The sequence below is a fragment of the Streptomyces sp. NPDC050433 genome, assembly GCF_044458565.1.
Classification (GTDB): Bacteria; Actinomycetota; Actinomycetes; order Streptomycetales; family Streptomycetaceae; genus Streptomyces.
This window is the reverse complement of sequence record NZ_JBITIB010000045.1, coordinates 23933-46194: the sequence shown is the minus strand read 5'-3', so window position 1 is coordinate 46194 and position 22262 is coordinate 23933. Positions and strand designations below refer to the sequence as shown.

The window sequence follows — 22262 nt, the reverse complement described above, 5'->3', positions numbered from 1 at the left end:
AACCCGCCAGAGAGTCATCGATCTTCACGTACAGTGCAAGCGCGAGGGTTTCGAGGTCTGTCGTCACAAACGGACCAACGAGACCCTCGCTTCATTCACACGACCACGACTTCGGACTTACTCATCTAGGCCGTGTCTGACAAATCCCGCCTGGCGCGCGACGCCCGGCACGCACGCTCGCCGCGTTGGCAGCGCTCTCGAAGGCACCCGAGTACGCCCAGTACGAGAGCGATCCTCCGCCTTGCGATCGCACGCACCGGACGCCGCTCGCCCCGCCCCAAAGGCGGACGGCGCTATTTGTCAGACACGGCCTAGGGACGACGCCTCGTCGCACCGTCCACGTGGACGTCCTCTTCAGGAGGAGGCCGGTGACGACCTCGGGACCGTGAGCGTCACCCGCAGCCCGCGCGGTTCACCGTGTTCGTACGCGATCGTCCCGCCTCCCGCCGCGAGCAGCGCCCGCGAGATCGACAGGCCCAGTCCCGACCCCTTGACGTTCTGGTGGCGGTTGCTGCGCCAGAAGCGGTCGCCGATCCGGTCCATCTCGTCGTCGGAGAGTCCGGGCCCGCCGTCGGTGACAGTGATGGTGGTGCGGTCGCTGCCGCCGCGAGCCACCCGCACATCCACCTCGCCGCCCTCCGGTGTGAACTTCAGGGCGTTGTCCACGACCGCGTCGAGCGCGCTGGAGAGGGCGACCGGGTCCGCCCAGCCGGTGACCGCGCCGGTACTCTCGGTCAGCCGTACGCCTTTCTCCTCCGCGTACGCCCGCCATGCCGCGACGCGCTCGGACACCAGCGCCCCGACGTCGGTGAGCCGCAGATCGGCGGGGGCGTGTTCGGCCAGCGCCAGGTCCAGCAGGTCGTCGAGCACCTGCCCGAGCCGCTTGCCCTCCGTACGGACCGAGGCGATCTCCTCGTTCCCGGCGGGCAGTTCGAGGGCGAGCAGTTCGATCCGCAGCAGCAGAGCGGCGAGCGGATTGCGCAGTTGGTGGGAGGCGTCGGCGACGAAGGCGCGCTGCTGTTCCAGTACGTCCTCGACGTTGTCGGCCATCTCGTTGAAGGAGTGGGCGAGCCGTCTGAGTTCCGGCGGGCCCCCGGCGGCGGCGACGCGGGACTTCATCCGGCCGGTGGCGATGTCGTGCGTGGCGGCGTCCAGGACCCGTACCGGACGCAGCACCCAGCCCGTCAGACGGAACGCGGCCCCGACGGCGAGCAGCATGGCGGCGGCCTCGCCGACCGCGATGTACAGCCAGCCTTCGAGGATCCGCGACCGCATCTGCCCGGTGGGCGAGTCGGTCACGACGACGGCGACGACGTCCCCGTCCCGTACGACGGGGGACGCGACGATCAGCCGGCCGTGGCCCTGCCAGGGCCAGACCTGCTGGGGATCGTCGCTGCGCCGCCCCAGAAGGGCCTCCTGGAAGGCCAGGCGCCCTTCCCCGGTCCGGGGCACCCTCCAGCCCTCCGGGGCCCGCGCCATGGCCTCTCCGTCGCGGTAGAAGACGCCCGCCCGGATGCCGTACACGTCGTAGTAGCGGGTGAGCTCCTCCCCCAGCATGGATCCGCGCTCGTCGGACCCTCTGCCCGCGCCGGAGCCCGCGGCCCCCGCGTCGCCCTCGCTGACGAACTGCGCGAGGGCGGCGACGCGCGCCGTGTCGTCGATCCGGTCGACGACGACGTCCTGCTGCTGGGCCGCGGCGAGACTCACGGCCAGCGGGAAGCCGAGCGCGAGGAGCACGCCCGCCATGAGGACGATGAGCAGCGGCAGAAGTCGGGTACCCACCGGGTACTACGGTCCCTGGTGCGCGGCGGGGGCGACGAGGCGGTAGCCGACGCCGCGCACGGTCTCGATCAGCGCCGGCATCCGGAGTTTGGAGCGCAGCGACGCCACGTGCACTTCGAGCGTCCGGCCGGTCCCCTCCCAACTGGTGCGCCACACCTCGCTGATGATCTGCTCCCGGCGGAAGACGACGCCGGGACGCTGCGCGAGGAGCGCGAGCAGGTCGAACTCCTTGCGGGTCAGCTGGATGGGGGCGTCGCCCACGGTGACGCGGCGGGTGGACAGTTCGATGGTGACCGGTCCGAGGCGCAGCGAGTCCCCGCCGGCCACTCCGGTCTCCTCACCGCCGACGCTGCGCCGGCTGACGGCGTGGATCCGGGCGAGCAACTCCCCGGTGTCGTACGGCTTGGTGACGTAGTCGTCGGCGCCGAGGTTCAACCCGTGGATCCGGGAACGCACGTCGGCCCGCGCCGTCACCATGATCACCGGGGTCGAGCAGAGCTTGCGGATCTTGCCGCAGACCGCGTAGCCGTCCTGGTCGGGCAGCCCGAGGTCGAGGAGTACGACTCCGTAAGGAGACTTCGTCCCGTCGGTCACCGGGAGCAGGGCCTGCAGCGCCTCTTCACCGCTGCGCGCGTGCGTGACGTCGAAGCCGTGCCTCGCCAGTACGGCGGCGAGGGCCGCCGCGACGTGGTCGTCGTCCTCGACGAGCAGCAGCCTCATGGCCCTCCTCCGTGGTGCGTCCGTCACAGTACGTACCAGGGCATCCACGCCCATGGCCGCGGCACCAGTCAAGTCACTTCCCGTTAAGGGACAGTTTCCGTTACCCACCCGGTACGCCGAACCGGCCCTCTTCACACGGTGTGTCCGGTTGCGGCCGGATCGTTATGCTCAATTTCCCCTCAGATGTAATGACGCTGGTCGCAGTGCGTGACTAAGGTCCTCCCAACCGAGGAGGACGGAGCAAGAAGCCGATGAGCGGAGTTTCAGTGACCAAGGAAACCGAGGGCGCCGGGCCGGCGTCGGGCGACCTGGTCGTGCTGAGCAACGTCAACAAGCACTTCGGCGCGCTGCATGTGCTCCAGGACATCGATCTGACCATCGCCCGTGGCGAGGTCGTCGTCGTGATCGGGCCCTCCGGGTCCGGCAAGTCCACACTGTGCCGCGCCATCAACCGTCTGGAGCCGATCGACTCCGGCAGCATTTCGCTCGACGGGAAGCCGCTGCCCGCCGAAGGCAAGGAGCTGGCCCGACTGCGCGCCGATGTCGGCATGGTCTTCCAGTCCTTCAACCTCTTCGCGCACAAGACCGTCCTGGAGAACGTCACTCTGGGGCAGATCAAGGTCCGCAAGAAGGACAAGGGGGCCGCGGACGAGTTCGCGCGGACCCTGCTCGACCGCGTCGGTGTGGCCAACCAGGCGGACAAGTATCCCGCACAGCTCTCCGGTGGCCAGCAGCAGCGCGTCGCGATCGCCCGCGCGCTGGCCATGGAGCCCAAGGTCATGCTCTTCGACGAGCCGACCTCGGCGCTCGACCCGGAGATGATCAACGAGGTGCTCGAAGTCATGCAGCAGCTCGCACGTGACGGCATGACCATGGTCGTAGTGACCCACGAGATGGGCTTCGCGCGGTCCGCCGCGAATCGGGTCGTCTTCATGGCGGACGGCCAGATCGTCGAAGAGGCGACGCCGGAGCAGTTCTTCACCAATCCTCGCAGCGACCGGGCCAAGGACTTCCTGTCGAAGATCCTGCACCACTGAGCTGCCCGTAACTTTCGAGACAACGAAGGATGTTGACCATGAATCTCCGTAAAGCAAGCGCTGCTGCCGCCACCGTACTGGCCCTTTCCCTCACCGCGACCGCGTGCGGTTCCGACGACAGCGACTCGGCGAGCGAGGGCGACGGTGGTGGCAAGAAGATCACCATCGGTATCAAGTTCGACCAGCCCGGTATCGGCCTGAAGACGCCGGACGGCTCCTACACCGGTTTCGATGTCGACGTCGCGACGTACGTCGCGAAGGAACTCGGTTACGCCGAGAAGGACATCGAGTGGAAGGAGACCCCGAGCGCCGACCGTGAGACCGCCCTTGAGCGCGGCGACGTCGACTTCATCGCGGCATCCTACTCGATCACCGACGAGCGCAAGCAGAAGGTCGACTTCGCCGGACCGTATCTGCTGGCCCACCAGGACCTGCTGATCCGCAACGACGACAACATCGCCAAGGGCTCGGACCTCAACGGCAAGAAGCTCTGTTCCGTCACCGGCTCCACCTCGGCGCAGAACGTCAAGGACAAGGTCGCGCCCAAGGCGCAGCTGAGGGAGTACGGCACGTACTCGGAGTGCATCGACGGACTCTCCAGCGGTGCCGTCGACGCGCTGACCACGGACGACTCGATCCTCGCCGGTTACGCCTCGCAGGAACAGAACAAGGGCAAGTTCAAGCTCGCCGGCCTCAGCCTGAGCAACGAGAACTACGGCATCGGTGTCAAGAAGGGCGACACCAAGATGGTCGACGACATCAACGCCGCCCTGGAGAAGATGGTCTCGGACAAGGCCTGGGACAAGGCCGTGACGGACAACTTCGGTCCGGCCGAGTACAAGAACGAGCCCGCCCCGAAGATCGGCAACATCGTCAGCTGAATCGGCGGGCCCGTCGGCCCGTACGGCTCATTCGGCGCAGATGTGGCGCGCCGCCCCGTGAGGGTGGCGCGCCACGCCATCAACAAACGCGAGAGCGCGGGAGATCGTGTTCGACTTTCTTGAAGGTTACGACCTGCTCGGGGCGTTCTGGGTGACGGTGCAGCTCGCCGTCTTCTCCGGAATCGGCTCCCTCATCCTGGGCACCATACTTGCCGCGATGCGGGTGAGCCCGGTTCCGCTGATGCGTGGATTCGGCACGGTCTACGTCAACGTGGTCCGGAACATTCCGCTCACCGTCATCATCGTCTTCTCCTCCCTCGGTCTCGCCGACGTCTTCGGTATCACTCTGGGCGCGGCCGACGACTTCGACGCTCTGAGTTTCCGGCTGGCCATTCTCGGACTGACGGCGTACACGGCCGCGTTCGTCTGTGAGGCCATCCGCTCCGGTATCAACACGGTGCCCGTCGGGCAGGCGGAGGCGGCGCGGGCCATCGGGCTGAACTTCACCCAGGTCCTGTCCCTCATAGTCCTTCCCCAGGCGTTCCGCTCCGTCATCGGGCCTCTCACCAACGTGCTGATCGCCCTGACGAAGAACACGACGGTGGCCGCGGCCATCGGTGTCGCCGAAGCGGCCCTCCTGATGAAGGAGATGATCGAGAACGAGTCGCAACTCATCCTCATCTCGGCGATCTTCGCCTTCGGGTTCGTGGTCCTGACACTGCCGACCGGTCTCATCCTCGGCTGGGTCGCCAAGCGAGTGGCGGTGAAGCGATGACTTCCGTTCTGTACGACGCGCCGGGTCCCGGCGCCAAGCGGCGCAACACCGTCTACTCGGTGCTGTTCCTGATCGTCCTGGCCCTGGGCGCCTGGTGGGTCTACTCCGCCATGTCGGACAAGGGGCAGCTGGAGTGGGCGAAGTGGAGCCCCTTCACCGAGTCCCAGGCGTGGACGACGTATCTGCTGCCGGGTCTCGTCAACACCATCAAGGCCGCTTCGCTGGCGCTGGCCATCGCGCTGCCGCTGGGAGCCCTCTTCGGTATCGCACGGCTCTCCGACCACCGGTGGGTCAGAGTCCCGTCCGGTGTGGTCGTCGAGTTCTTCCGCGCCATCCCTGTGCTGATCCTGATGGTGTTCGCGAACCAGCTCTACGCGGAGTACACCGACATCAGCACGGACATGCGTCCGCTGTACGCGGTTGTCACCGGCCTTGTGCTGTACAACGCTTCGGTGCTGGCCGAGGTCGTCCGCGCGGGCATCCTGTCGCTGCCCAAGGGGCAGACTGAGGCCGCGAAGGCGATCGGTCTGCGCAAGGGCCAGACGATGCGCACCATCCTGCTGCCGCAGTCGGTGACCGCGATGCTGCCCGCGCTGGTGAGCCAGCTCGTCGTCATCGTGAAGGACACCGCGCTCGGCGGTGCGCTGCTCAGCTTCACCGAACTGCTCAACGCCCGGAAGACACTCGCCGCGAACTACGGCAACGTCATCCCGAGCTTCATCGTCGTCGCGGTGATCTTCATCCTGCTGAATCTCCTGCTCACGACGTTCGCGTCCTGGCTGGAGAAGCGGCTGCGCCGCGCCAAACGGAGCACCGGGGCCGTGCTGACGGGCGGGGCCATGGACAATCTGAGCGCCACCGGTACGCCGGCGGGTCTGGGCCCGGTGGGCAAGACCGACCGAGCCACCGGCGACGAAGGCGGCGGAAGCTAGCCGCGCGGCCCCGAAAGCGGGGCCGGAGGACCCGACGGAGGCAGCGGCGCGCGGCGTCGCTGCCTCCGTCACTTGACGCAAGCACTCGCAGTAGGTTGCATACGTTCTGTGATCGCTCCCCGGGTTCCAACCGCCAATCGCCACATGACCGTACGGGCCGGAGGGGTCGCGCCGTGGACCCGGTGATCGTCGTCGGCGCGGGCCCTGTGGGGCTCGCGCTCTCGCTCTGCCTCGCCACCCAGGGCGTTCCCGTCGTCGTGCTGGACGAGGGGGCGGGCAACGACGACCCGCGCCCGGCCCGTACGGCGGTGCTGCGGCCCGACACCGCCGCGCTGATGGCGCGGCTGGGCTGCTCCACGCTCCGTGACGAAGGGGCCTGGTGGGTCGGATGGCGACAACTGCGGCGCAAGCAGCAGATGCGGCAGTTGGTACTCGGTAAGGCCGGTGGGACGGGTGAGCCCGACGAGGTCGGTCAGGCGAGGGGGGCCGGTGGCGGCGCGTTTTCGGGTGGCGGTGCGGGTGCCGGCGCGGGTGCCGGCGCGGGTGCGGGTTCTGGCGCGGGGGGTGCCGTCGGGGACGGGGAACGTGCCGACGCGGTGTTCCCCTCGCCCTTACACCTCCCCCAGCACGCCCTGACGCGTGCCCTCAGGGGCGCCGTCGCTCACCATGACCTGGTGCGGCTGGTGACGGACAGCAGGCTCGACTCGCTGGAGCAGGACGCGCGGGGCGTCACGGTGCACACACGCGGCCCCGGCGCGACCTGGTGGCGGGGAAGTCATGTGGTGGGCTGCGACGGCGCCAGATCCACCGTCCGCAAGCTCCTGGGCGTCCGTTTCCCGGGCCGTACGGCGGTGGAACGGCACGCGGTCGCCGCGCTCCGTGTCGAACTGCCCTGGCCCGGTGAGGCCGTGCTGCACCGTCAGCCGCCGTGGCGGGGCGGCGGCCAGGAGGTGTCCGCCAGGCCGCTGGCCGACGGCGTGTGGCGGCTGGACTGGCTGCTGCCGGCTCGGGGGGAGCTGGTCACGCCGGAGTCGCTGGTGGCGCGGGTGCGCGACACCCTGGCCGGCTGGTGCGGCGAGACGCCGCCGTACGACCTGCTCGACACCGGCGTGTACACGCTGCACCACCGGCTCGCGCGGCGCTGGCGCGTCGGCCGGGCCTTCCTGGCCGGGGACGCCGCGCACCTGCTCGGCGCGCTGGGCACGCAGGGGCTCGACGAGGGGCTGCGAGACGCCGACAATCTGGGCTGGAAGCTGGCGCAGACCTGGCACCACGGGGCGTCGGAGACGCTGCTGGACAGCTACCAGGCGGAACGCCGTACCGCCGTCGCCTCGCGGCTGCGCGCGGCCGACCAGTCGCTGACGATACTTCGCAGCGGCGGAGGGCTGCGTACGTACCTTCCGGGCACCGCGCGCGGCCATGACTCACTGCTCGCCGACGGGCACCTGGGGAACGGGCCGCTGGGCGCGCCCCCCGCGTACCCGCACTCCCCCCTAGCGCCTCCGTACGCCGAGGCGCACACGACGGTCGACACCCGAACGGGCGCGCCCGTCGACGACGTGCTCGTGACCGCGCCGGACGGCAACACCGTACGGCTGCGGGACCGGCTCGGCAGAGGCAAGTTCCTCGTGGTGCTGGTCGCGCCGGGGACGGGCGTGTGGGATCGCCGGCACTGGCTGACCGCGGGTGTGATGCCGAGGCTCGCGGAGGCCGTGGCGGCGCTGCCGTCAGCAGCCGAACTGCTGGTCACCGAGAGCTATCCGGGGGCGTCCGCGCACTCGGTGCTGCTGGTCCGACCCGACGGGCACCTGGTCGCGGCCTTCGGCGGAGTGCGCCCCGACGAGCTGTACGCGGCGGCCGACGCCGCACGTGGGGGCGCGCCCGAAGCCACTTCGGCGAGAGATCGCTCCAACCGTTCGGATCGGACCGCCAACATCAATTGACCGTCGTGGTGATCACATGGTGTACTCCGGAACGTGACTGACACCGATGTGCGCCTGTGGCGGAGGGTCCATATGGACCTGGTCCGCTATGCGGGCTGCGTGTGTCGTCCGTCCTGCTGAATTCGCCCCCCCTTCTCGTAGCGCTCGTCGTGTCGGCACATGGCGGCGCGACCTCGCGAACTTCCAGGACGGTGCTCATGTCTTCCTCTCTCGACACCCCCGCGCCAGCCGCCCCGGCGTCAACTGCCGTTGCTTCTCCGGCTGTTGCCTCTCCCACCCAGGCCGACCTGCTGGCTTTCGTCCGGCGTACGGCGGCCGACGCGGAGCTTGTCTCCACCCTTCCCCTCGACCCCGGGGGCCGTACCTGGATCCGCCTCGAAGGCCCCGCCGGCAGCGAGGCGTGGATCATCGGCTGGCCGCCCGGCACGGGGACCGGCTGGCACGACCACGGCGGCTCGTACGGCGCCTTCGCCACGGCTGCGGGCGCGCTCCAGGAGGACTCGCTGGCCGCGCGGCTGCCCACCGAGGGCTGGAAGACGCTGGAGCTGGCCGAAGGGGTGGACCGGGAGCGGAAGTTGACGAAGGGTGACGCCAGAGCGTTCGGCAGCCACCATGTCCACGAGGTGCGCAACGAGTCGGACTCGAAACACGCCGTATCGGTGCACGCCTACTACCCGCCGCTGCCCCTGATGCGCCGTTACAGCCGCACCGGCGCGGTGCTCCGCCTTGAGCAGGTCGAGCGCCCGCAGGAGTGGCAGTGAGCGACGGGCGGGGCGAACAGACAGGGCAGAGCCGGGCGGCGGCGGGAGTTGAGGCGCCGTTGGGGATAGACGAACTGCTCGACCGGGTCCGCGAGGGACTTGACCGGATCGACCCGCGCGAGGCCTTCGCCGCCGCCGAGAACGGCGCGCTGCTGGTCGATATCCGGTACGCGCAACTGCGGGACCGCGACGGGCTGATCCCCGGTGCACTGGTCGTCGAGCGCAACGAACTGGAGTGGCGCCTCGACCCGCAGGGCAGCCATCGCGCAGCGGAGGCCACGAGCCACGATCTGCGCGTCGTGGTGTTCTGCAACGAGGGCTACGCGTCGAGTCTCGCGGCGGTCTCACTGCGCCAGTTGGGGCTGCACCGCGCGACGGACCTCGTCGGCGGCTTCCAGGCCTGGAAAGCGGCAGGTCTGCCGGTCTCACTCCCGCACTGAGCCGATCGATCTGACAACACCCGCTGCCGGTCGGCCACTTCGGCCGTCGGTCGCCTCGGCCTGAGCCCGGCCCTCCCCCCGCGCGGGCCGGGTTTCGTTCGTCGTTCTTCTCGCCCCCCTGTGTTTCTGACTTGCTCCCGGCTTCCCGGACCTCAGTAGATCCCCTCGTCCAATCCTTCCGTGTCCTCGCCTTCCGCCTCCAGTGCCTGCTTGACCACCCGCAGGGCCACGCCCTGCGGATATCCCTTGCGGGCCAGCATTCCCGCGAGCCTGCGCACCCGCCTGTCCCGATCCATGCCACGGGTGGAGCGGAGCTTGCGGGCGACCAACTCCCGTGCCGTCGCCTCCTCCTGTTCGGAGTCGAGCTGCCCGACCGCCTCGTCGATCAGGTCGGAGTCCACACCCTTGGTGCGCAGTTCACGCGCCAGGGCGCGGCGGGCCAGCCCCCGGCCGTGGTGCCGTGACTCCACCCACGCGTCGGCGAACGCACCGTCGTTGATCAGTCCCACGTCTTCGAAGCGGGAGAGGACTTCCGCCGCGACATCCTCGGGGATGTCGCGCTTCTCCAGCGCGTCCGCCAGTTGTTTCCGGGTGCGAGGGGTCCCGGTGAGCAGGCGCAGACAGATCGCCCGCGCCCGCTCCGCCGGGTCCTGGGGCGGCAGCTCCTTCTCGGCCCTCGACGAGTCGGGGCTGCCGCCCTGCCGCTCAGTTCGCCGCCTTTTCGCGTAAGGCACGGCGCCGAACTAGCTCTTTGCCGCCGCCGCCTTGGCGGACTTGGCCTTGGTGGCGGGAGCGGGAACCGTCTTGGCCGTGTCGGTGGCCGGGGCACCGGCCGCGACAGCTCCGGCCGCGTCCGCTCCGGCCCCGCCGGGAGACTCCTCCGGCTTCACACCAACACCCAGCTTCTCCAGGATCTTCTTCTCGATCTCGTCGGCGAGATCGGGATTGTCCTTGAGGAAGTTGCGGGCGTTCTCCTTGCCCTGGCCGAGCTGGTCGCCCTCGTACGTGTACCAGGCGCCGGCCTTGCGGACGAAGCCCTCCTCCACGCCCATGTCGATCAGACCGCCCTCGCGGCTGATCCCCTGGCCATAGAGGATGTCGAACTCGGCCTGCTTGAAGGGCGGCGAGACCTTGTTCTTGACGACCTTGACGCGGGTGCGGTTGCCGACGGCGTCGGTGCCGTCCTTCAGCGTCTCGATACGACGGATGTCGAGCCGCACCGAGGCGTAGAACTTGAGCGCCCGCCCACCGGTCGTGGTCTCGGGCGAGCCGAACATCACGCCGATCTTCTCGCGGAGCTGGTTGATGAAGATGGCCGTGGTCTTGGACTGGTTGAGCGCACTGGTGATCTTGCGGAGCGCCTGGCTCATCAGCCGCGCCTGAAGACCCACGTGCGAGTCGCCCATCTCGCCCTCGATCTCCGCGCGCGGCACCAGGGCCGCGACGGAGTCGATGACGATGAGGTCGAGCGCCCCGGACCGGACCAGCATGTCCACGATCTCCAGGGCCTGCTCGCCGTTGTCCGGCTGGGAGAGCAGCAGACTGTCGATGTCGACGCCGAGCTTCTTCGCGTACTCCGGGTCGAGGGCGTGCTCGGCGTCCACGAACGCCACCGTGCCGCCCGCCCGCTGGGCGTTCGCCACCGCGTGCAGCGTCAGCGTCGTCTTGCCGGAGGACTCCGGGCCGTACACCTCCACCACACGGCCGCGGGGGATGCCGCCGACTCCGAGAGCGACGTCGAGCGCGGTCGATCCGGTGGGGATGACCTCGATGGGCTCGTTCGGCCGCTCGCCGAGGCGCATCACCGCGCCCTTGCCGAATTGCCGTTCAATTTGGGCGAGAGCGGCGTCCAGCGCCTTCTCGCGGTCGGATCCTGCCATGGGTTCCACCCGATTTGCTTGTGTCGATCGCTTCACATCGAAGACGCTATCCCCTGCCACTGACAATGGGCCTCGACGTCCTCCCGGCCTGTGGAAAACTCCGGCTCCCGGGACCCCGGCCGACCGGCGTCCCGAGTCCATGAGAATGCTTGTTCGATTTTGGTGTCAAGCGCATCGCGTGGGTGTGTCGCGGAGCGGGCGGGGGTGAGGGGGCGGTTCTGGCGGGTTGACCTTGCCTCAGGGGCAGACCTCACCCTTCTGCTCATGAACAGCGACGACGATGCCCTTCTCGCCGAGCAGATCGCCTACTACCGCGCAGGCGCGGCCGAGTACGACCGGGCCTATACGGAGCGCGAGGAGCTGCGGCGGCTGCTGACCGTGGTCGATGAGCTTCCGATCGGCGGGGACGTGCTGGAACTGGCCTGCGGAACGGGCCGGTGGACCCCGATGCTCGCCGCTCGCGCACGTTCGGTGACGGCTGTCGACGTGGCCGCCGAGGTACTGGCCCTGGCTCGTGCGCGTACACCCTTCCCGCACGTCCACTTCCTGCAGGCCGATGTGTTCGAGTGGCAGCCGCCGCGGCGCTACGACACGGTCTTCTTCGCCTTCTGGCTCTCCCATGTCCCGCCGGCGCGGTTGCCCGACTTCTGGAACACCGTCGCCTCCATGCTCGCGCCGGGTGGCAGGGCGGTCTTCGTCGACGACGGCCCCGATGCGGTGGCGAGCGAGGAAGTCCTCGCGGAGGGGCCCGTTCCCGCGGTGCTGCGCCGACTCGGCGACGGCAGTCGGTACCGCATCGTTAAGGTGTTCCACGAAGCCAGGACGCTCATGGGTGACCTCGCGGCGCTGGGGTGGACGGCCGACGTCCGGACTCGGGACGGAGCCGTCGTCGGTATCGCGGAACCGCCGGCGGACCCGCCTGACCGCTCGTGAGCCGTGCGCCGTGAGCCGTGCGCTGTACGCGGTCGTCACGACGGCGTGGCTACTCGCGCGTCCCCGCGTACTCGGCCGGCCTCGTGCGCAGCGCCGTCAGCGCGGGTACGACGGCGGCCACCACCGCCAGTACGGCGCTCGCCGCCACCACCGCCCCCAGGCTTCCCCAGGGCACGACCAGGGGTGACCGGACGGAGAGCAGCGCGAGGGCGCTCCGCAGCCCGAGGAGGTTCAGGCCGGCGACGGCGGCGCCGAGGAGGGAACCCACGGCGACGACCACCAGGGCCTCGGCCGCGACCAGGCGGAGCACCTGCCGTTTGGTCGCCCCGGTCAGCCGGAGCACCGCGAGGTCGCCTACCCGGTCGGACGTCGCCATGACCAGGGTGTTCGCCAGCGCGATCCCCGTGTACAGCAGGGCGATCCCCAGAACCAGCAGCAGCCCCAGGTGGGTCGTCTCGCTGGAACGGGGGTGGCTCCGCGCCATCCACGCGTCCTTCGTAAGGACGGTCGTCTGCGTCGCCCGTCCCGCCTCGCGCAGTGCGGTGTCGACAGCGGCGGCGTCCGCGCCGTCACGCAGCTTGACGTCGACGCGATCGACCGTGGCGCCGGGGGCGTTGCGCGGGGTCACGTACACACCGTTGTCGCCGGTGCCGGTCCGGAGCACCGCCACGATCCGCAGCGTCACCTCACGGCCGTCGCCGAGCCAGACCCTGACCCGCTGCCCGACCGTCCGTGTCAGCCATTCCTCGTTGACGACGATGCCGCCGTCGTCGAGATCGGCCACCCGGCCGGACGCCACCGGCAGCCGGGACACCGCCGCGAGATCGGCCGGGTCCACCGCTCTGGCCTCGGACCTGACGAGCGCGACACCCTCTTCGAGAACGGTCACGGAGGTGGAGCGCGAAGCGCTCACGGCCGTGCCGGGGATGCTCCACGCCCGTGCCACGAACGGTGCGGGCACCGTGCCCTCCTCACCTGGCGCAGTCACCACGTAGTCGGCGGTCGTCTGTGTCGCGGCCTCGGTGGCCTTGGCCTCGTTGATCGTCGCCGTCGTCCCCAGGAGGGAGGCGGCGAGCGCGACGGTGATCAGTACGGGAGCGGCGACGGCCGCCGTGCGGCGCACCCCGGTGGCCGCGTTCTCCCGCGCCAGCAGGCCGGTGGCGCCCGGCAGTCGGGCGGGCAGCCAGGTGACGAACCTGACCAATGGCGGTACGAGCGCCGGCGCGAACAGGGCGAAGCCGACGATCAGCAGCATCGGCCGGGTGGTGTAGGTCTTCCGCTTGAGTGCCTCGCCGGGATCGGTCGCCAGCGACCACACGAGCAGTCCCAGGCCCGCGAGCAGGACAAGGGCTCCGAGCACCCAGCGGCTCGGGGGCATCGCCCTGCTGTCGATTGCGGCCTCGCGCAACGCCTCTGTGGGCTTGATCCGTCCCGCCCGCCAGGAAGACGTCAGGACGCCGGCCATCGCCACGCACAGGCCGGTCCAGAAGGCCGTGTGCAGCGGCCAGGTCTGGTCGCCGATCGCGAACCAGGACGGTGCGATGCCGCTGTCGACCATCCACGCGGCGAGCGGTGGCGCACCGAGGGCGCCGAGCAGGCAGCCGGCGGCCGATGCGGGTACGGCGACGAGGACCGCCTCGGCGAACACCGTGCTCCGTATCTGTCGCGGTGTGGCGCCCGCCGTACGGAGCAGACCGAACTCGCGTCTGCGCTCGGCGACGGCGAAGGCGAAGGTCGAAGCCACCACGAAGACGGAGACGAAGCAGGTAATGCCGGCCGCCGTACCCAGCAGCGCGTTGACCGCGACCAGAGCCTCGCTGTCCCGGTCCGGGTCCGGGTCGGCCTCGCGCCGTTCGTCTCCGGTCAGGACGTCGATCCCCGTGCCGGTGCCGGTGCCGGTGCCGCTGCCTGCGCCGGTCGCGCCCTGTCCGGTGGTCGCGCGTACGGCCTCGCGTACGGCCGCCGCGTCCGCGTGCACCACCAACGCGTCGATACGGGGCGAGAGTTGGGCCGCCTCGGCGTCGGTGAAGAACACGGCGCTCTCGAAGCCCGTCGCGGCCACGGTGCCGACGACGGTGCGGCCGCCGGCCCCGGCCGGGGTGACGACCTGGACGCGGTCGCCGACCGCCACTCCTCCGCCGGTCCGGTCATGTGCACGGGGCGCCACGGCGACGACGATCTCGCCGGGCGCCGCGGGCGCGCGACCGTCCGTGAGCCGGTACGGCGTGGCCGCCGCCACGGACCACGGATGCCCGACCGCCCCGTCACCCTCACTGTCCGTACGGTCGGCTCCGCCTCCCAAGGAGGCGTCGGCGAACGACACCGGGAACGTCCGGTCCTCCACCGTCCTGCCGAGCCGCGCGAGTTCGGCGGCCAGGGCGGCCGGCACCGCACGTGGATCGGCGAGGTGCTGCGTACGCTCACCGATGGGTGTGGACACCCGAAGGGTGTCGGTGGCCCGGACGACCACCGGGGCCGCGGCGAAGCGTTCAGGGCCGCGGTGAGGAGCCTGGAACGTGGCCGCCAGCGCCAGCCCGGTCGCGGCGATGAGCCCCACCCCGAGGGCGAGGGCGACGAACGACCCGGTGAAGGTGACCCAACGGGCCCGCATCCCTTGGAGCGTCAGCCTCAGCACGGGGCCACCGCCAACGCGGTCATCCGCTCCGCGACCCGGTCCGCGGTCGGGGAGTCGAGGGCGTCGCGCACCCGGCCGTCCGCCAGGAACAGCACACGGTCCGCGTGCGACGCCGCCATCGGGTCGTGCGTCACCATGATCACTGTCTGGCCCCCGTCGACCATGTCGCGCAGCAGGGTCAGGACCTCGCGTCCCGTCCGGGAGTCCAGCGCCCCGGTCGGCTCGTCCCCGAAGAGCACGTCGGGGCGCGTGACCAGCGCCCTGGCGAGTGCCACACGCTGCTGCTGGCCGCCGGAGAGTTCACTGGGCCGGTGTCCCGCGCGCTCACGCAGCCCCACCCGCTCCAGCACGTCGAGAACGGCGCCCCGTTTCGGCCGGCGACCGGCCAGCCGCAGCGGGAGCGCCACGTTCTGTTCGGCGGTGAGCGAGGGCAACAGGTTGAACGCCTGGAAGACGAAGCCGATGCGTTCGCGCCGCAGCAGGGTCAGCTTGTTCTCGCTGAGCGCGGTCAGTTCGCGGTCCCCGAGCGTCACGGTGCCGCTGGTGGGCCGGTCCAGTCCGGCCGTGCACTGGAGCAGGGTGGACTTGCCCGAGCCGGACGGCCCCATGACGGCGGTGAAGGTGCCCTTGGGTATGTCGAGAGTGACCCGGTCGAGCGCGGTCACCGCCGCCGCGCCCTTCCCGTAGGACCGGGTGACCGAACGGAGCCTGACCGCCGTGCAGTCCGTCGGGACGCTGTTCGTGGCGATGCCATACGTGGGGGCGCTGTTCGTGCCGATGTCGTTCATGGCGATCACTCAAGCCGCGCCGGACGCCGCGCACATCACGGCAGGACGGCATGCCTGTGGTGGAGCTAGCTGGGTGGTCGCCCCGTACGGCATCCGCCTACCGTGCGTCCATGCACTCCCCCAGCCTCTGGCAGGCGCTCCGGGCGCCCCGTTACCTCCTCAGCGGCTGGCCGTGGCGCTCCGCGGCGTATCTGCTGAGCGGCGTCGTGGTCGGTCTCGCGACCCTGGTCTCGCTGCTTCTGCTGGCGGTCACGGGAAGCGCGCTGGCGGTGGTCCTCATCGGTGTTCCGCTGCTGCTGATGTTCGCGCTCGCGGGCATCCCGGTGGCCGCGCTGGAGCGTCGCCGCATGCGGCTGGTCGACCCCGTCGTGCTGGCCGACGCGCACCGCGAACCGGCCGGCACGGGTCCGGCCGCCTGGGTTCGCGTCCGTCTCAAAGAGCCGATCACGTGGCGGGAGTTGGGCTACGCCCTGCTGTTCGCGTTCGTGCTGTGGCCCCTGGAGGCGGTGGTCCTGGGAACGGTGCTCGGCGTCAGCGGCGGCCTGCTGGCCACGCCCGTCGTGATGGCCACGGTCGGCGGCGGCGAGGAGGTCCGCGTGCTGAAGATCTGGCTGGCCGACTCGTATCCGCAGGCGTTCGCGGCGGCGCTGGTCGGTGCGCTCCTGCTGCCCGTCCTCGCGTATCCGCTGGGTGTGGTGGCGGCCGGACGCGCTGCGCTGACCAGGCAGTTGCTGTCCTCCCCTGACGCCGCCGTCGATTCCCGGATCCAAGAGCTGGGCCGGTCCCGGATGCGGCTGGTGGACGCCTTCGAGGCGGAACGCCGCCGGATCGAGCGCGACCTCCACGACGGCGCGCAGCAGCGCCTGGTGGCCCTGTCTATGACGCTGGGCCTGGCGAGGCTGGAGAACCCCGGTGAACCACTGGGCGGCCTGCTGGCCAAGGCGCACGACGAGGCGGGCACCGCGCTGGTGGAGATCAGGGAGTTGATCCGGGGGATCCACCCCCAGGTGCTCACCGACCGGGGGCTGAAGGACGCGGTCGAGGACGTCGCCGACCGGTCGACGGTGCCGGTCGACGTACGGTTCGAGCTGCCGGGGCGGCTGTCCGAGCCGGTCGAGACGGCGGCGTACTTCGCGGTCTCCGAGGCGCTGGCGAACGTCGCCAAGCACAGCGGGGCCGACCACGCGGAGGTGAGTGGCAGGATCGCCGACGGCGAGCTGGTCGTGGAGGTCAGGGACGACGGGGCGGGCGGCGCGGACTTCGCCGGCGGCAGTGGCCTGCAGGGCGTGGCGGACCGTATCTCGGTGCTCGACGGCCATCTGCTGGTCTCCAGCCCCGCCGGCGGGCCCACCGTGTTCCGGGTACGGATTCCCTGCCCGCCCGGCGACACGCCCTCCGGCGCTCCCAGCCGCACTCCCAGCCGCACTCCTACCGGCGCTCCCACCCGCACTCCCACCCGAACGAGGACCTGATGTTGCGCATCGTGCTGGCAGAGGACAGCGTGCTCCTGCGGGACGGACTCACCGGCCTGCTCGAACGTTTCGGGCACAAGGTCGTCGCCGGGGCCGGGACCGCCGACGAGCTGGCCGCGGCGGTGGCCGAGCACCGGCCCGACATCGTGGTGACGGACGTGCGCATGCCACCGGGATTCTCCGACGAGGGCCTGCGGGCCGCGCTGGAGTTGCGTGAGCGGCAGCCGGGGCTGCCCATCCTCGTGCTGAGCCAGTACGTGCAGCGCGCGTACGCCGAGGAACTGCTCGACTCCTCGGACGGCACCGGCGTCGGCTATCTGCTCAAGGAACGGATCGGGCACGTCGAGGAATTCGTCGACGCCGTCCGCCGCGTCGCCGACGGTGCCACGGTGGTGGACCCCGAGGTCGTACGGCAGCTGCTCAGGCACCGGCGCGACCCTCTGTCGAGGCTGACGCCCCGCGAACAGGAAGTACTGGCGCTGATGGCGGAGGGCAGGTCCAACGCCGCGGTCGCCGAGGCGTTGCACGTAAGCGAGGGGACGGTGAGCAAGCATTTCGGCAGCATCCTCACCAAACTCGACCTCTCTCTGACCGACGCGACCAACCGCCGCGTCCTGGCCGTGCTTGCCTATCTGCGCGGCTGAGGCAAGCCCCGGCAGGCGAAACGCGGGCACCAATCACAGGAAGCCCCTCGCGACGGTCAGGCGCCGTCCCGCGCGCGCGGCGGTCTGACGCGCCGGGCACCACGTCGCAGCGCCCCGCGGATCCGCGCCAGCGTGCGCCCGCTGCCCCGCCGCCGGTGCCCGTGCACCCGCGGGTCGTCCGTCACGTCGTAACGCTTCACGTACGCCCCGAGGAACGCCTGCAGCGTCGCGACCGCGGGGATGGCGATCAGCGCGCCGACGGCGCCGAGCAGCGCTGTGCCGGCGATGACCGAGCCGAAGGCCACGGCGGGGTGGATGTCGACGGTCCTGGCGGTGAGTTTGGGCTGAAGGACGTAGTTCTCGAACTGCTGGTAGATCACGACGAATCCGAGCACCCACAGCGCGTACCAGGGATCCACCGTGAAGGCGATCAGCATCGGCAAGGCGCCGGCCAGATAGGTGCCGATGGTCGGCAGGAACTGCGAGACGAGGCCCACCCACACCGCGAGCACCGGCGCGTAGGGGATCCCCAGGATTTCCAGCAGGATGTAGTGCGCGACACCGGAGATGAGCGCCATCAGTCCGCGCGAGTAGATGTAGCCGCCGGTCTTGTCGACCGCGATCTCCCAGGCCCGTAGCACCTCGACCTGCTTGGCCGGGGGCAGAACGGAGCACACCGCGCGCCGCAGCCGCGGCCCGTCGGCGGCGAAGTAGAAGGAGAACAGGAAGATCGTCAGGAGCCGGAAGAGGCCGCCGAGCACGGTGGTGGAGATGTCGAGCACGCCGCTCGCGCTGTTCTGGACGTATCTCTGGAGCCATTCGGAGTGGAGGAGGCTGTCCTGGACGGCCACCCGTGACAGCTCGGTACGGAAGTTCTGGTTGATCGAGTTGATGAGGGAGTCGAGGTAGTTGGGGAAGTCCTCGACGATCTCGATGATCTGCCCCGCGAGCATCGAGCCGAGCAGCAGCACGAAGCCGACGCTCACGATCAGTACGGCGAAGAAGACCAGGAAGGTGGCGAGTCCGCGCCGTATGCCGCGCGATGCCATCCGGCTGACGGCCGGCTCGACCGCCAGCGCCAGGAAGAAGGCGATCAGGATGTTGATCAGCAGCCCGACGAGCTGGTGGAAGGCCCAGCTGCCCAGCTGGAAGCAGGCGATGAGCGTGAGCGCAAGCACCATGGCACGTGGCAGCCAGCGGGGCATGCGGGCCGCCTCACCGCCGTCGCCCGCTGCGGGAGGGGTCGGCGGCGGGGTGGACGGCTGAGGATCCTGGGCTGTTTCGTCGGTCAGTGCCACGGAGCCAGTCTGGCCTACGCGTACGTCACCTTTTGTCGGCGGGCACGCCCATAGCCGCGCAGACCGCCCGCCAGACGTCCTTGGCCTCCCAGCCGGCGGCGAGGGCCTCGTGCACCGTACGGCCGCCGAGCTCCGCCATCACGTGGTCGCGCGCGAAGGAGTCCGCGTACGCGGGGCCGAAGTGGTCCGCCATCCGTTCCCAGAAAATCGTCAACCGCATGACCCCAGTATCCCGCTCCTGAGAGTGCGGCCGGAGCCGTCCGCCCCTTACGGGGCCGCCTCGCGTCCTACCGTCGGCGCATGGCCGTGACCGCAGCATCCCAGTCGACTCCCCTCGCCCGCGCGGAGCGCTTCGTGTGGCTGACGGGGCGGGTCCTCGAACAGCGGCGGTTCGCCCATCACTTCACCCGCGGCCGGGCGGAGGCCGTCGAGACGGCGCTCGCCACGTATCTCAACGAGGACGGCGGTTACGGTCACGGCCTGGAGCCCGATCTGCGCGGCCCCGTAAGCCGCACGCCGCACACGGCGCACGGCGCACGGCGCATGCGCTGGATGTCCTGGGCTCCGTCGGGCGCTGCGGTGGGCCCCGGGTGGAGCGGGTGTGCCGGTATCTCACGCAGGTGTCGGGGCGCAGCGCGACGACGGCGGCTGGCCGCCCGGTCGGCCGCCGTGGACGCCCCTCGCGGCCCTGGAGCGGCGTTCCATGGCGACGATCGAAGCCCTGCGGACACTGCGGACACTGCGGGCGTACGGGCGGGCCATCGGCTGACACCCGCATCCGGGACGAGCGGCCAGGGGTCAGGGGTCAGCCGCCCAGGGCGCGTATTCCTGCGGTCACCACCACGGCCGCGCCGATGACGACCAGGAACGGGGCACGCAGCACCAGCGTGATCCCCGCCGCGACGAGCCCGGCCACCCTGGCGTCGACCACCAGCGAACCGTCGGCGCCGCCGAAGGCCTGCTGCGCCGTGAGAGCCGCCAGCAACGCGACGGGGAGCAGCGCGGACAGCCTCTGTACGAGGGGGCGTTCCAGCGCGCCTGCGGGTACGAGCAGCCCGAGCAACTTGACGAGGTAGCAGCCGACCGCGGTCAGCCCGATGGCGATCCAGATAGTCAACGGTCCGTTCCCTTCGGGTCGGTGGTGCCAGGGTCAGGACGACCGCCGGTCCCGCGGCCCTCGAACCAGAGCACGGCGGGGGCGGCCAGCGCCGCGACGAGCACCGGCACACCTGCGGGCAGCACCGGCAGGAAGCCGAGCCCGAGGACCACGGCGACTGCGGCGACCGCGCGCTCCGTGGTCGTCCGCAGCATGGGGGCGAGCAAGGCGAGGAAGACGGCGGGACCGGCCGCGTCGAGTCCCCACGCGGCGGTGTCACCGATGGCCTCGGCCCCGAGCGCGCCCAGCAGCGTGGTGAGGTTCCACAGCACGTAGAGGCTGAGCCCGGTGACGGTGAAGCCGAGGCGCGCGCTGCGACGCGTGGGCTGCGCGAGTGCGACGGCCGTCGTCTCATCGATGACCCACTGGGCGGCGAAGGGGCGTACGAAGCGTGGCAGCGCCAGCAGTTGGGACAGGCGCAGACCGTAGAAGGTGTTCCGTACGCCGAGGAAGAAGGCACCGGCCGCGGCGGTCAGGGGGTTGCCGCCTGTCGCGAGCGCGCCGACGAGTGCGAACTGCGAGGCGCCGGTGAAGACCAGCAGGCTGAGTGCGCAGCTCTGTAGGAGGGTGAGGCCCGCCCCGGCGGACGTCACGCCGAAGGCGAAGCCGGAGAGACCGACGGCGATGCCGACACCCAGCGCGTCGCGTACGACGGCCGAGTCCGGCTTCGGCTCACCGCCGGGCTCACCGCCGGGGACGCCTCGCGGCGCCGTACGGGCGGTCGCGCCGTCCTCGGCGCCGTCCCCGGCCGCACGTGTGCCGCCCCCGCCGTGCGGGGAGCCCGTCCCCGTACCTCTCGCGCCGTGATTCTCGTACTCGGGGGCCGACCCGGCGGATATCCCCGCGGCTTCGGGCCTGTCTGCGGATGCTGTCTGTTCTGCCACGTCAGGGACGCTACGGGGCGGGCTCGCGCCCCGTCTTGTACGTTCTTGCGCGTTACCGGGCGACCACGAACCGCCGGCGTCTCTGGAAGGAGCCCGAGCCCCGTGGACGTCGGTATCCAGAGTTTCGCCGTCGCCACCCTGCGCCGGCCCCTGGAGGTCGCGGAGTACGGGGCGTTCGTGTCCCCCCGCGCCATCGCGGCGCTGGTCGAAGCCTTCCGCGAGCGTGGCCTTCAGCCCCGCGTGCAGGTCACAACCGACACCTCTCCGGGTACGGAGTCGGCTCTGCGTCAGGCGGGGTTCTCCACGGAGGCCGGTCCCTCCGGCCTTCGTCACGTCTCCCGCCCACTCAGGCGCCGCCCGGCGTCCGCTCCTTGCGGTACGCGCCCGGTGGCACGCCCACGATGCGGGTGAAGTGCCGGTTGAGGTGCGGCTGATCGGTGAAGCCGACGAGGCCCGCCGCGTCGGCGGGGGTCGTCCCGCCGTCCAGCAGATGGCGGGCCCGGCGCACCCGCGCGTCGGTGAGCCAGGTGTGCGGCGGCATGCCGTACGTGTCCCGGAAGGCCCGCAGCAGGGCGAACGGGCTGGTGCCCAGTTCCGCGGCGAGCCGCTCCAGGGACGGCGGGTCGGCCATCCGTCGCTCCAGCACGGCTCGCGCGCGTGCCGCCGTCCTGGCGCCCGCGCCCCGCACCGTACGCTGCGGCAGCGTCCCCCCGTTCAACCGCAGGAGGCGGGTGACGGCGACCCGCAGCAGTGTGTCGGCGGCCAGCGCGTTCCCCTCGTCGGCGGCGCGCAGGACCTGGTGGACGAGGCGGACGGCGTACGGGTCGTCCACGACGGGGGCGACGAAGCCGGGGGTGCCGCTGATCCGGGTCGTCTCGGCCGCGATCTCCGCGACGAGGCCGGGCGACGGGTAGACGGCGCCGTACTGCCAGCCCTCGGGGCCCTGTGCGTGGCCGGTGTGCGGGGTGTCGGGGTTGACCAGCGCGAGGGAGCCGGGTCCGGCGTACTGGAGGCTGCCGCCGTGGTGGAAGACATCCACGCCGTCGGTGATCGCGGCCATGACGAACGTCTCATGGGTGTGCCTGAGGAACGCCTTCCGGATGTATCTGGCCCGCAGCAGGTCGACACCGGGCAGCTCGGAGTAGCGCCAGTGCCGTGCCTGCTCCCGAGCCGCCATGGCTTAAGTCTGCACCGGCCGCGCCCCGTCCCACCTCCCGGTTTCGCCCCCGCCTGCCCCACGCCCTCCCCGCCCCCTGCCCCGTGCCGTGTCGCCCCCCCCACCCCGTTGGCTCCTCCGTTTC

The 22262-nt window shown here is 70.8% G+C and carries 22 protein-coding genes and 1 pseudogene; 12 read left to right on the top strand and 11 right to left on the bottom strand.

All coding sequences use genetic code 11. The features are described from left to right. Positions 1 to 354 precede the first annotated feature (354 nt). A complete protein-coding gene (locus ACIBLA_RS35295) occupies positions 355 to 1782 on the bottom strand; it encodes an ATP-binding protein (RefSeq protein WP_399200939.1) in 1428 nt (475 codons plus the stop codon). 6 nt (positions 1783 to 1788) lie between these two features. Beyond that, positions 1789 to 2502 (bottom strand): response regulator transcription factor, encoded by a 714-nt coding sequence (locus ACIBLA_RS35290; RefSeq protein ID WP_399200938.1) that lies wholly within the window; start codon positions 2500 to 2502, stop codon positions 1789 to 1791. A 251-nt stretch (positions 2503 to 2753) separates the two neighbouring features. Here ACIBLA_RS35290 and ACIBLA_RS35285 point away from each other — a divergent pair, with 251 nt between their 5' ends. The 8 genes from ACIBLA_RS35285 to ACIBLA_RS35250 all read left to right on the top strand — a co-directional run bounded on the left by ACIBLA_RS35285 (position 2754) and on the right by ACIBLA_RS35250 (position 9271). Beyond that, complete coding sequence (locus tag ACIBLA_RS35285) at positions 2754 to 3539, top strand: amino acid ABC transporter ATP-binding protein (protein ID WP_354605626.1); 786 nt, start codon at positions 2754 to 2756, stop codon at positions 3537 to 3539. 38 nt (positions 3540 to 3577) lie between these two features. Continuing rightward, entirely contained in the window at positions 3578 to 4420 is an 843-nt protein-coding gene (locus ACIBLA_RS35280; RefSeq protein WP_363245944.1) for a glutamate ABC transporter substrate-binding protein, read from the top strand. A gap of 106 nt (positions 4421 to 4526) precedes the next feature. Then, on the top strand, positions 4527 to 5195 hold the full coding sequence (locus ACIBLA_RS35275; protein WP_363245945.1) for an amino acid ABC transporter permease: 669 nt from the start codon (positions 4527 to 4529) through the stop codon (positions 5193 to 5195). Then, a complete protein-coding gene (locus tag ACIBLA_RS35270) occupies positions 5192 to 6127 on the top strand; it encodes an amino acid ABC transporter permease (protein ID WP_399200937.1) in 936 nt (311 codons plus the stop codon). The genes ACIBLA_RS35275 and ACIBLA_RS35270 overlap by 4 nt, the downstream gene beginning before the upstream one ends. 173 nt (positions 6128 to 6300) lie before the next feature. Beyond that, positions 6301 to 8070 (top strand): FAD-dependent monooxygenase, encoded by a 1770-nt coding sequence (locus ACIBLA_RS35265; protein ID WP_399200936.1) that lies wholly within the window; start codon positions 6301 to 6303, stop codon positions 8068 to 8070. A gap of 72 nt (positions 8071 to 8142) precedes the next feature. Next, positions 8143 to 8190 carry a hypothetical protein gene (locus ACIBLA_RS35260; RefSeq protein ID WP_309506048.1) on the top strand — a complete coding sequence of 16 codons (48 nt, stop codon included), beginning with the start codon at positions 8143 to 8145 and terminating at the stop codon, positions 8188 to 8190. A gap of 77 nt (positions 8191 to 8267) precedes the next feature. Beyond that, positions 8268 to 8831: a cysteine dioxygenase gene (locus ACIBLA_RS35255; RefSeq protein ID WP_363245948.1), complete on the top strand. Its 564-nt coding sequence runs from the start codon at positions 8268 to 8270 to the stop codon at positions 8829 to 8831. Continuing rightward, positions 8828 to 9271, top strand: a complete 444-nt coding sequence (locus tag ACIBLA_RS35250) for a rhodanese-like domain-containing protein (RefSeq protein ID WP_363245949.1) — start codon at positions 8828 to 8830, stop codon at positions 9269 to 9271. The genes ACIBLA_RS35255 and ACIBLA_RS35250 overlap by 4 nt, the downstream gene beginning before the upstream one ends. A gap of 152 nt (positions 9272 to 9423) precedes the next feature. On the opposite strand, the gene recX is transcribed toward ACIBLA_RS35250, so the two are convergent. Together recX and recA are read right to left on the bottom strand one after the other, a co-directional pair. Beyond that, positions 9424 to 10005: a recombination regulator RecX gene (gene recX, locus ACIBLA_RS35245; RefSeq protein ID WP_363245950.1), complete on the bottom strand. Its 582-nt coding sequence runs from the start codon at positions 10003 to 10005 to the stop codon at positions 9424 to 9426. Positions 10006 to 10014: 9 nt separating this feature from the next. Then, positions 10015 to 11151 (bottom strand): recombinase RecA, encoded by a 1137-nt coding sequence (gene recA, locus ACIBLA_RS35240; protein WP_363245951.1) that lies wholly within the window; start codon positions 11149 to 11151, stop codon positions 10015 to 10017. Between the two features lie 264 nt (positions 11152 to 11415). Here recA and ACIBLA_RS35235 point away from each other — a divergent pair, with 264 nt between their 5' ends. Beyond that, complete coding sequence (locus ACIBLA_RS35235) at positions 11416 to 12084, top strand: class I SAM-dependent methyltransferase (RefSeq protein ID WP_363245952.1); 669 nt, start codon at positions 11416 to 11418, stop codon at positions 12082 to 12084. Between the two features lie 49 nt (positions 12085 to 12133). Here the strand turns inward: ACIBLA_RS35235 and ACIBLA_RS35230 are convergent, their stop codons facing one another. Together ACIBLA_RS35230 and ACIBLA_RS35225 are read right to left on the bottom strand one after the other, a co-directional pair. Next, positions 12134 to 14719 (bottom strand): FtsX-like permease family protein, encoded by a 2586-nt coding sequence (locus ACIBLA_RS35230; protein WP_399200935.1) that lies wholly within the window; start codon positions 14717 to 14719, stop codon positions 12134 to 12136. Further along, a complete protein-coding gene (locus ACIBLA_RS35225; protein ID WP_399200934.1) occupies positions 14713 to 15507 on the bottom strand; it encodes an ABC transporter ATP-binding protein in 795 nt (264 codons plus the stop codon). The genes ACIBLA_RS35230 and ACIBLA_RS35225 overlap by 7 nt, the downstream gene beginning before the upstream one ends. 110 nt (positions 15508 to 15617) lie before the next feature. On the opposite strand from ACIBLA_RS35225, the gene ACIBLA_RS35220 reads away from it, so the two are divergent. Both ACIBLA_RS35220 and ACIBLA_RS35215 read left to right on the top strand, forming a co-directional pair. After that, positions 15618 to 16979 (top strand): sensor histidine kinase, encoded by a 1362-nt coding sequence (locus ACIBLA_RS35220; RefSeq protein ID WP_399200933.1) that lies wholly within the window; start codon positions 15618 to 15620, stop codon positions 16977 to 16979. Continuing rightward, positions 16979 to 17623, top strand: coding sequence for a response regulator transcription factor (locus ACIBLA_RS35215; RefSeq protein ID WP_363245956.1), 645 nt, complete (start codon positions 16979 to 16981; stop codon positions 17621 to 17623). Before ACIBLA_RS35220 ends, ACIBLA_RS35215 begins: the two co-directional genes overlap by 1 nt. A 56-nt stretch (positions 17624 to 17679) precedes the next feature. Here ACIBLA_RS35215 and ACIBLA_RS35210 read toward each other — a convergent pair whose 3' ends face one another. Together ACIBLA_RS35210 and ACIBLA_RS35205 are read right to left on the bottom strand one after the other, a co-directional pair. Then, positions 17680 to 18921 (bottom strand): AI-2E family transporter, encoded by a 1242-nt coding sequence (locus ACIBLA_RS35210; RefSeq protein ID WP_363245957.1) that lies wholly within the window; start codon positions 18919 to 18921, stop codon positions 17680 to 17682. Between the two features lie 25 nt (positions 18922 to 18946). Next, on the bottom strand, positions 18947 to 19141 hold the full coding sequence (locus tag ACIBLA_RS35205) for a DUF3046 domain-containing protein (RefSeq protein ID WP_147878199.1): 195 nt from the start codon (positions 19139 to 19141) through the stop codon (positions 18947 to 18949). An 80-nt stretch (positions 19142 to 19221) separates the two neighbouring features. On the opposite strand from ACIBLA_RS35205, the pseudogene ACIBLA_RS35200 reads away from it, so the two are divergent. Beyond that, positions 19222 to 19613, top strand: a pseudogene (locus ACIBLA_RS35200) (hypothetical protein); the annotation flags it as partial. A gap of 113 nt (positions 19614 to 19726) precedes the next feature. Here ACIBLA_RS35200 and ACIBLA_RS35195 read toward each other — a convergent pair. From ACIBLA_RS35195 to ACIBLA_RS35185, 3 genes are all read right to left on the bottom strand, one after another. Further along, positions 19727 to 20038, bottom strand: coding sequence for an AzlD domain-containing protein (locus tag ACIBLA_RS35195; RefSeq protein WP_399200932.1), 312 nt, complete (start codon positions 20036 to 20038; stop codon positions 19727 to 19729). Further along, positions 20035 to 20715 carry an AzlC family ABC transporter permease gene (locus ACIBLA_RS35190; RefSeq protein ID WP_363245972.1) on the bottom strand — a complete coding sequence of 227 codons (681 nt, stop codon included), beginning with the start codon at positions 20713 to 20715 and terminating at the stop codon, positions 20035 to 20037. Before ACIBLA_RS35190 ends, ACIBLA_RS35195 begins: the two co-directional genes overlap by 4 nt. Positions 20716 to 21307: 592 nt before the next feature. Beyond that, positions 21308 to 22138, bottom strand: coding sequence for an AraC family transcriptional regulator (locus ACIBLA_RS35185; RefSeq protein WP_363245960.1), 831 nt, complete (start codon positions 22136 to 22138; stop codon positions 21308 to 21310). Positions 22139 to 22262 lie beyond the last annotated feature (124 nt).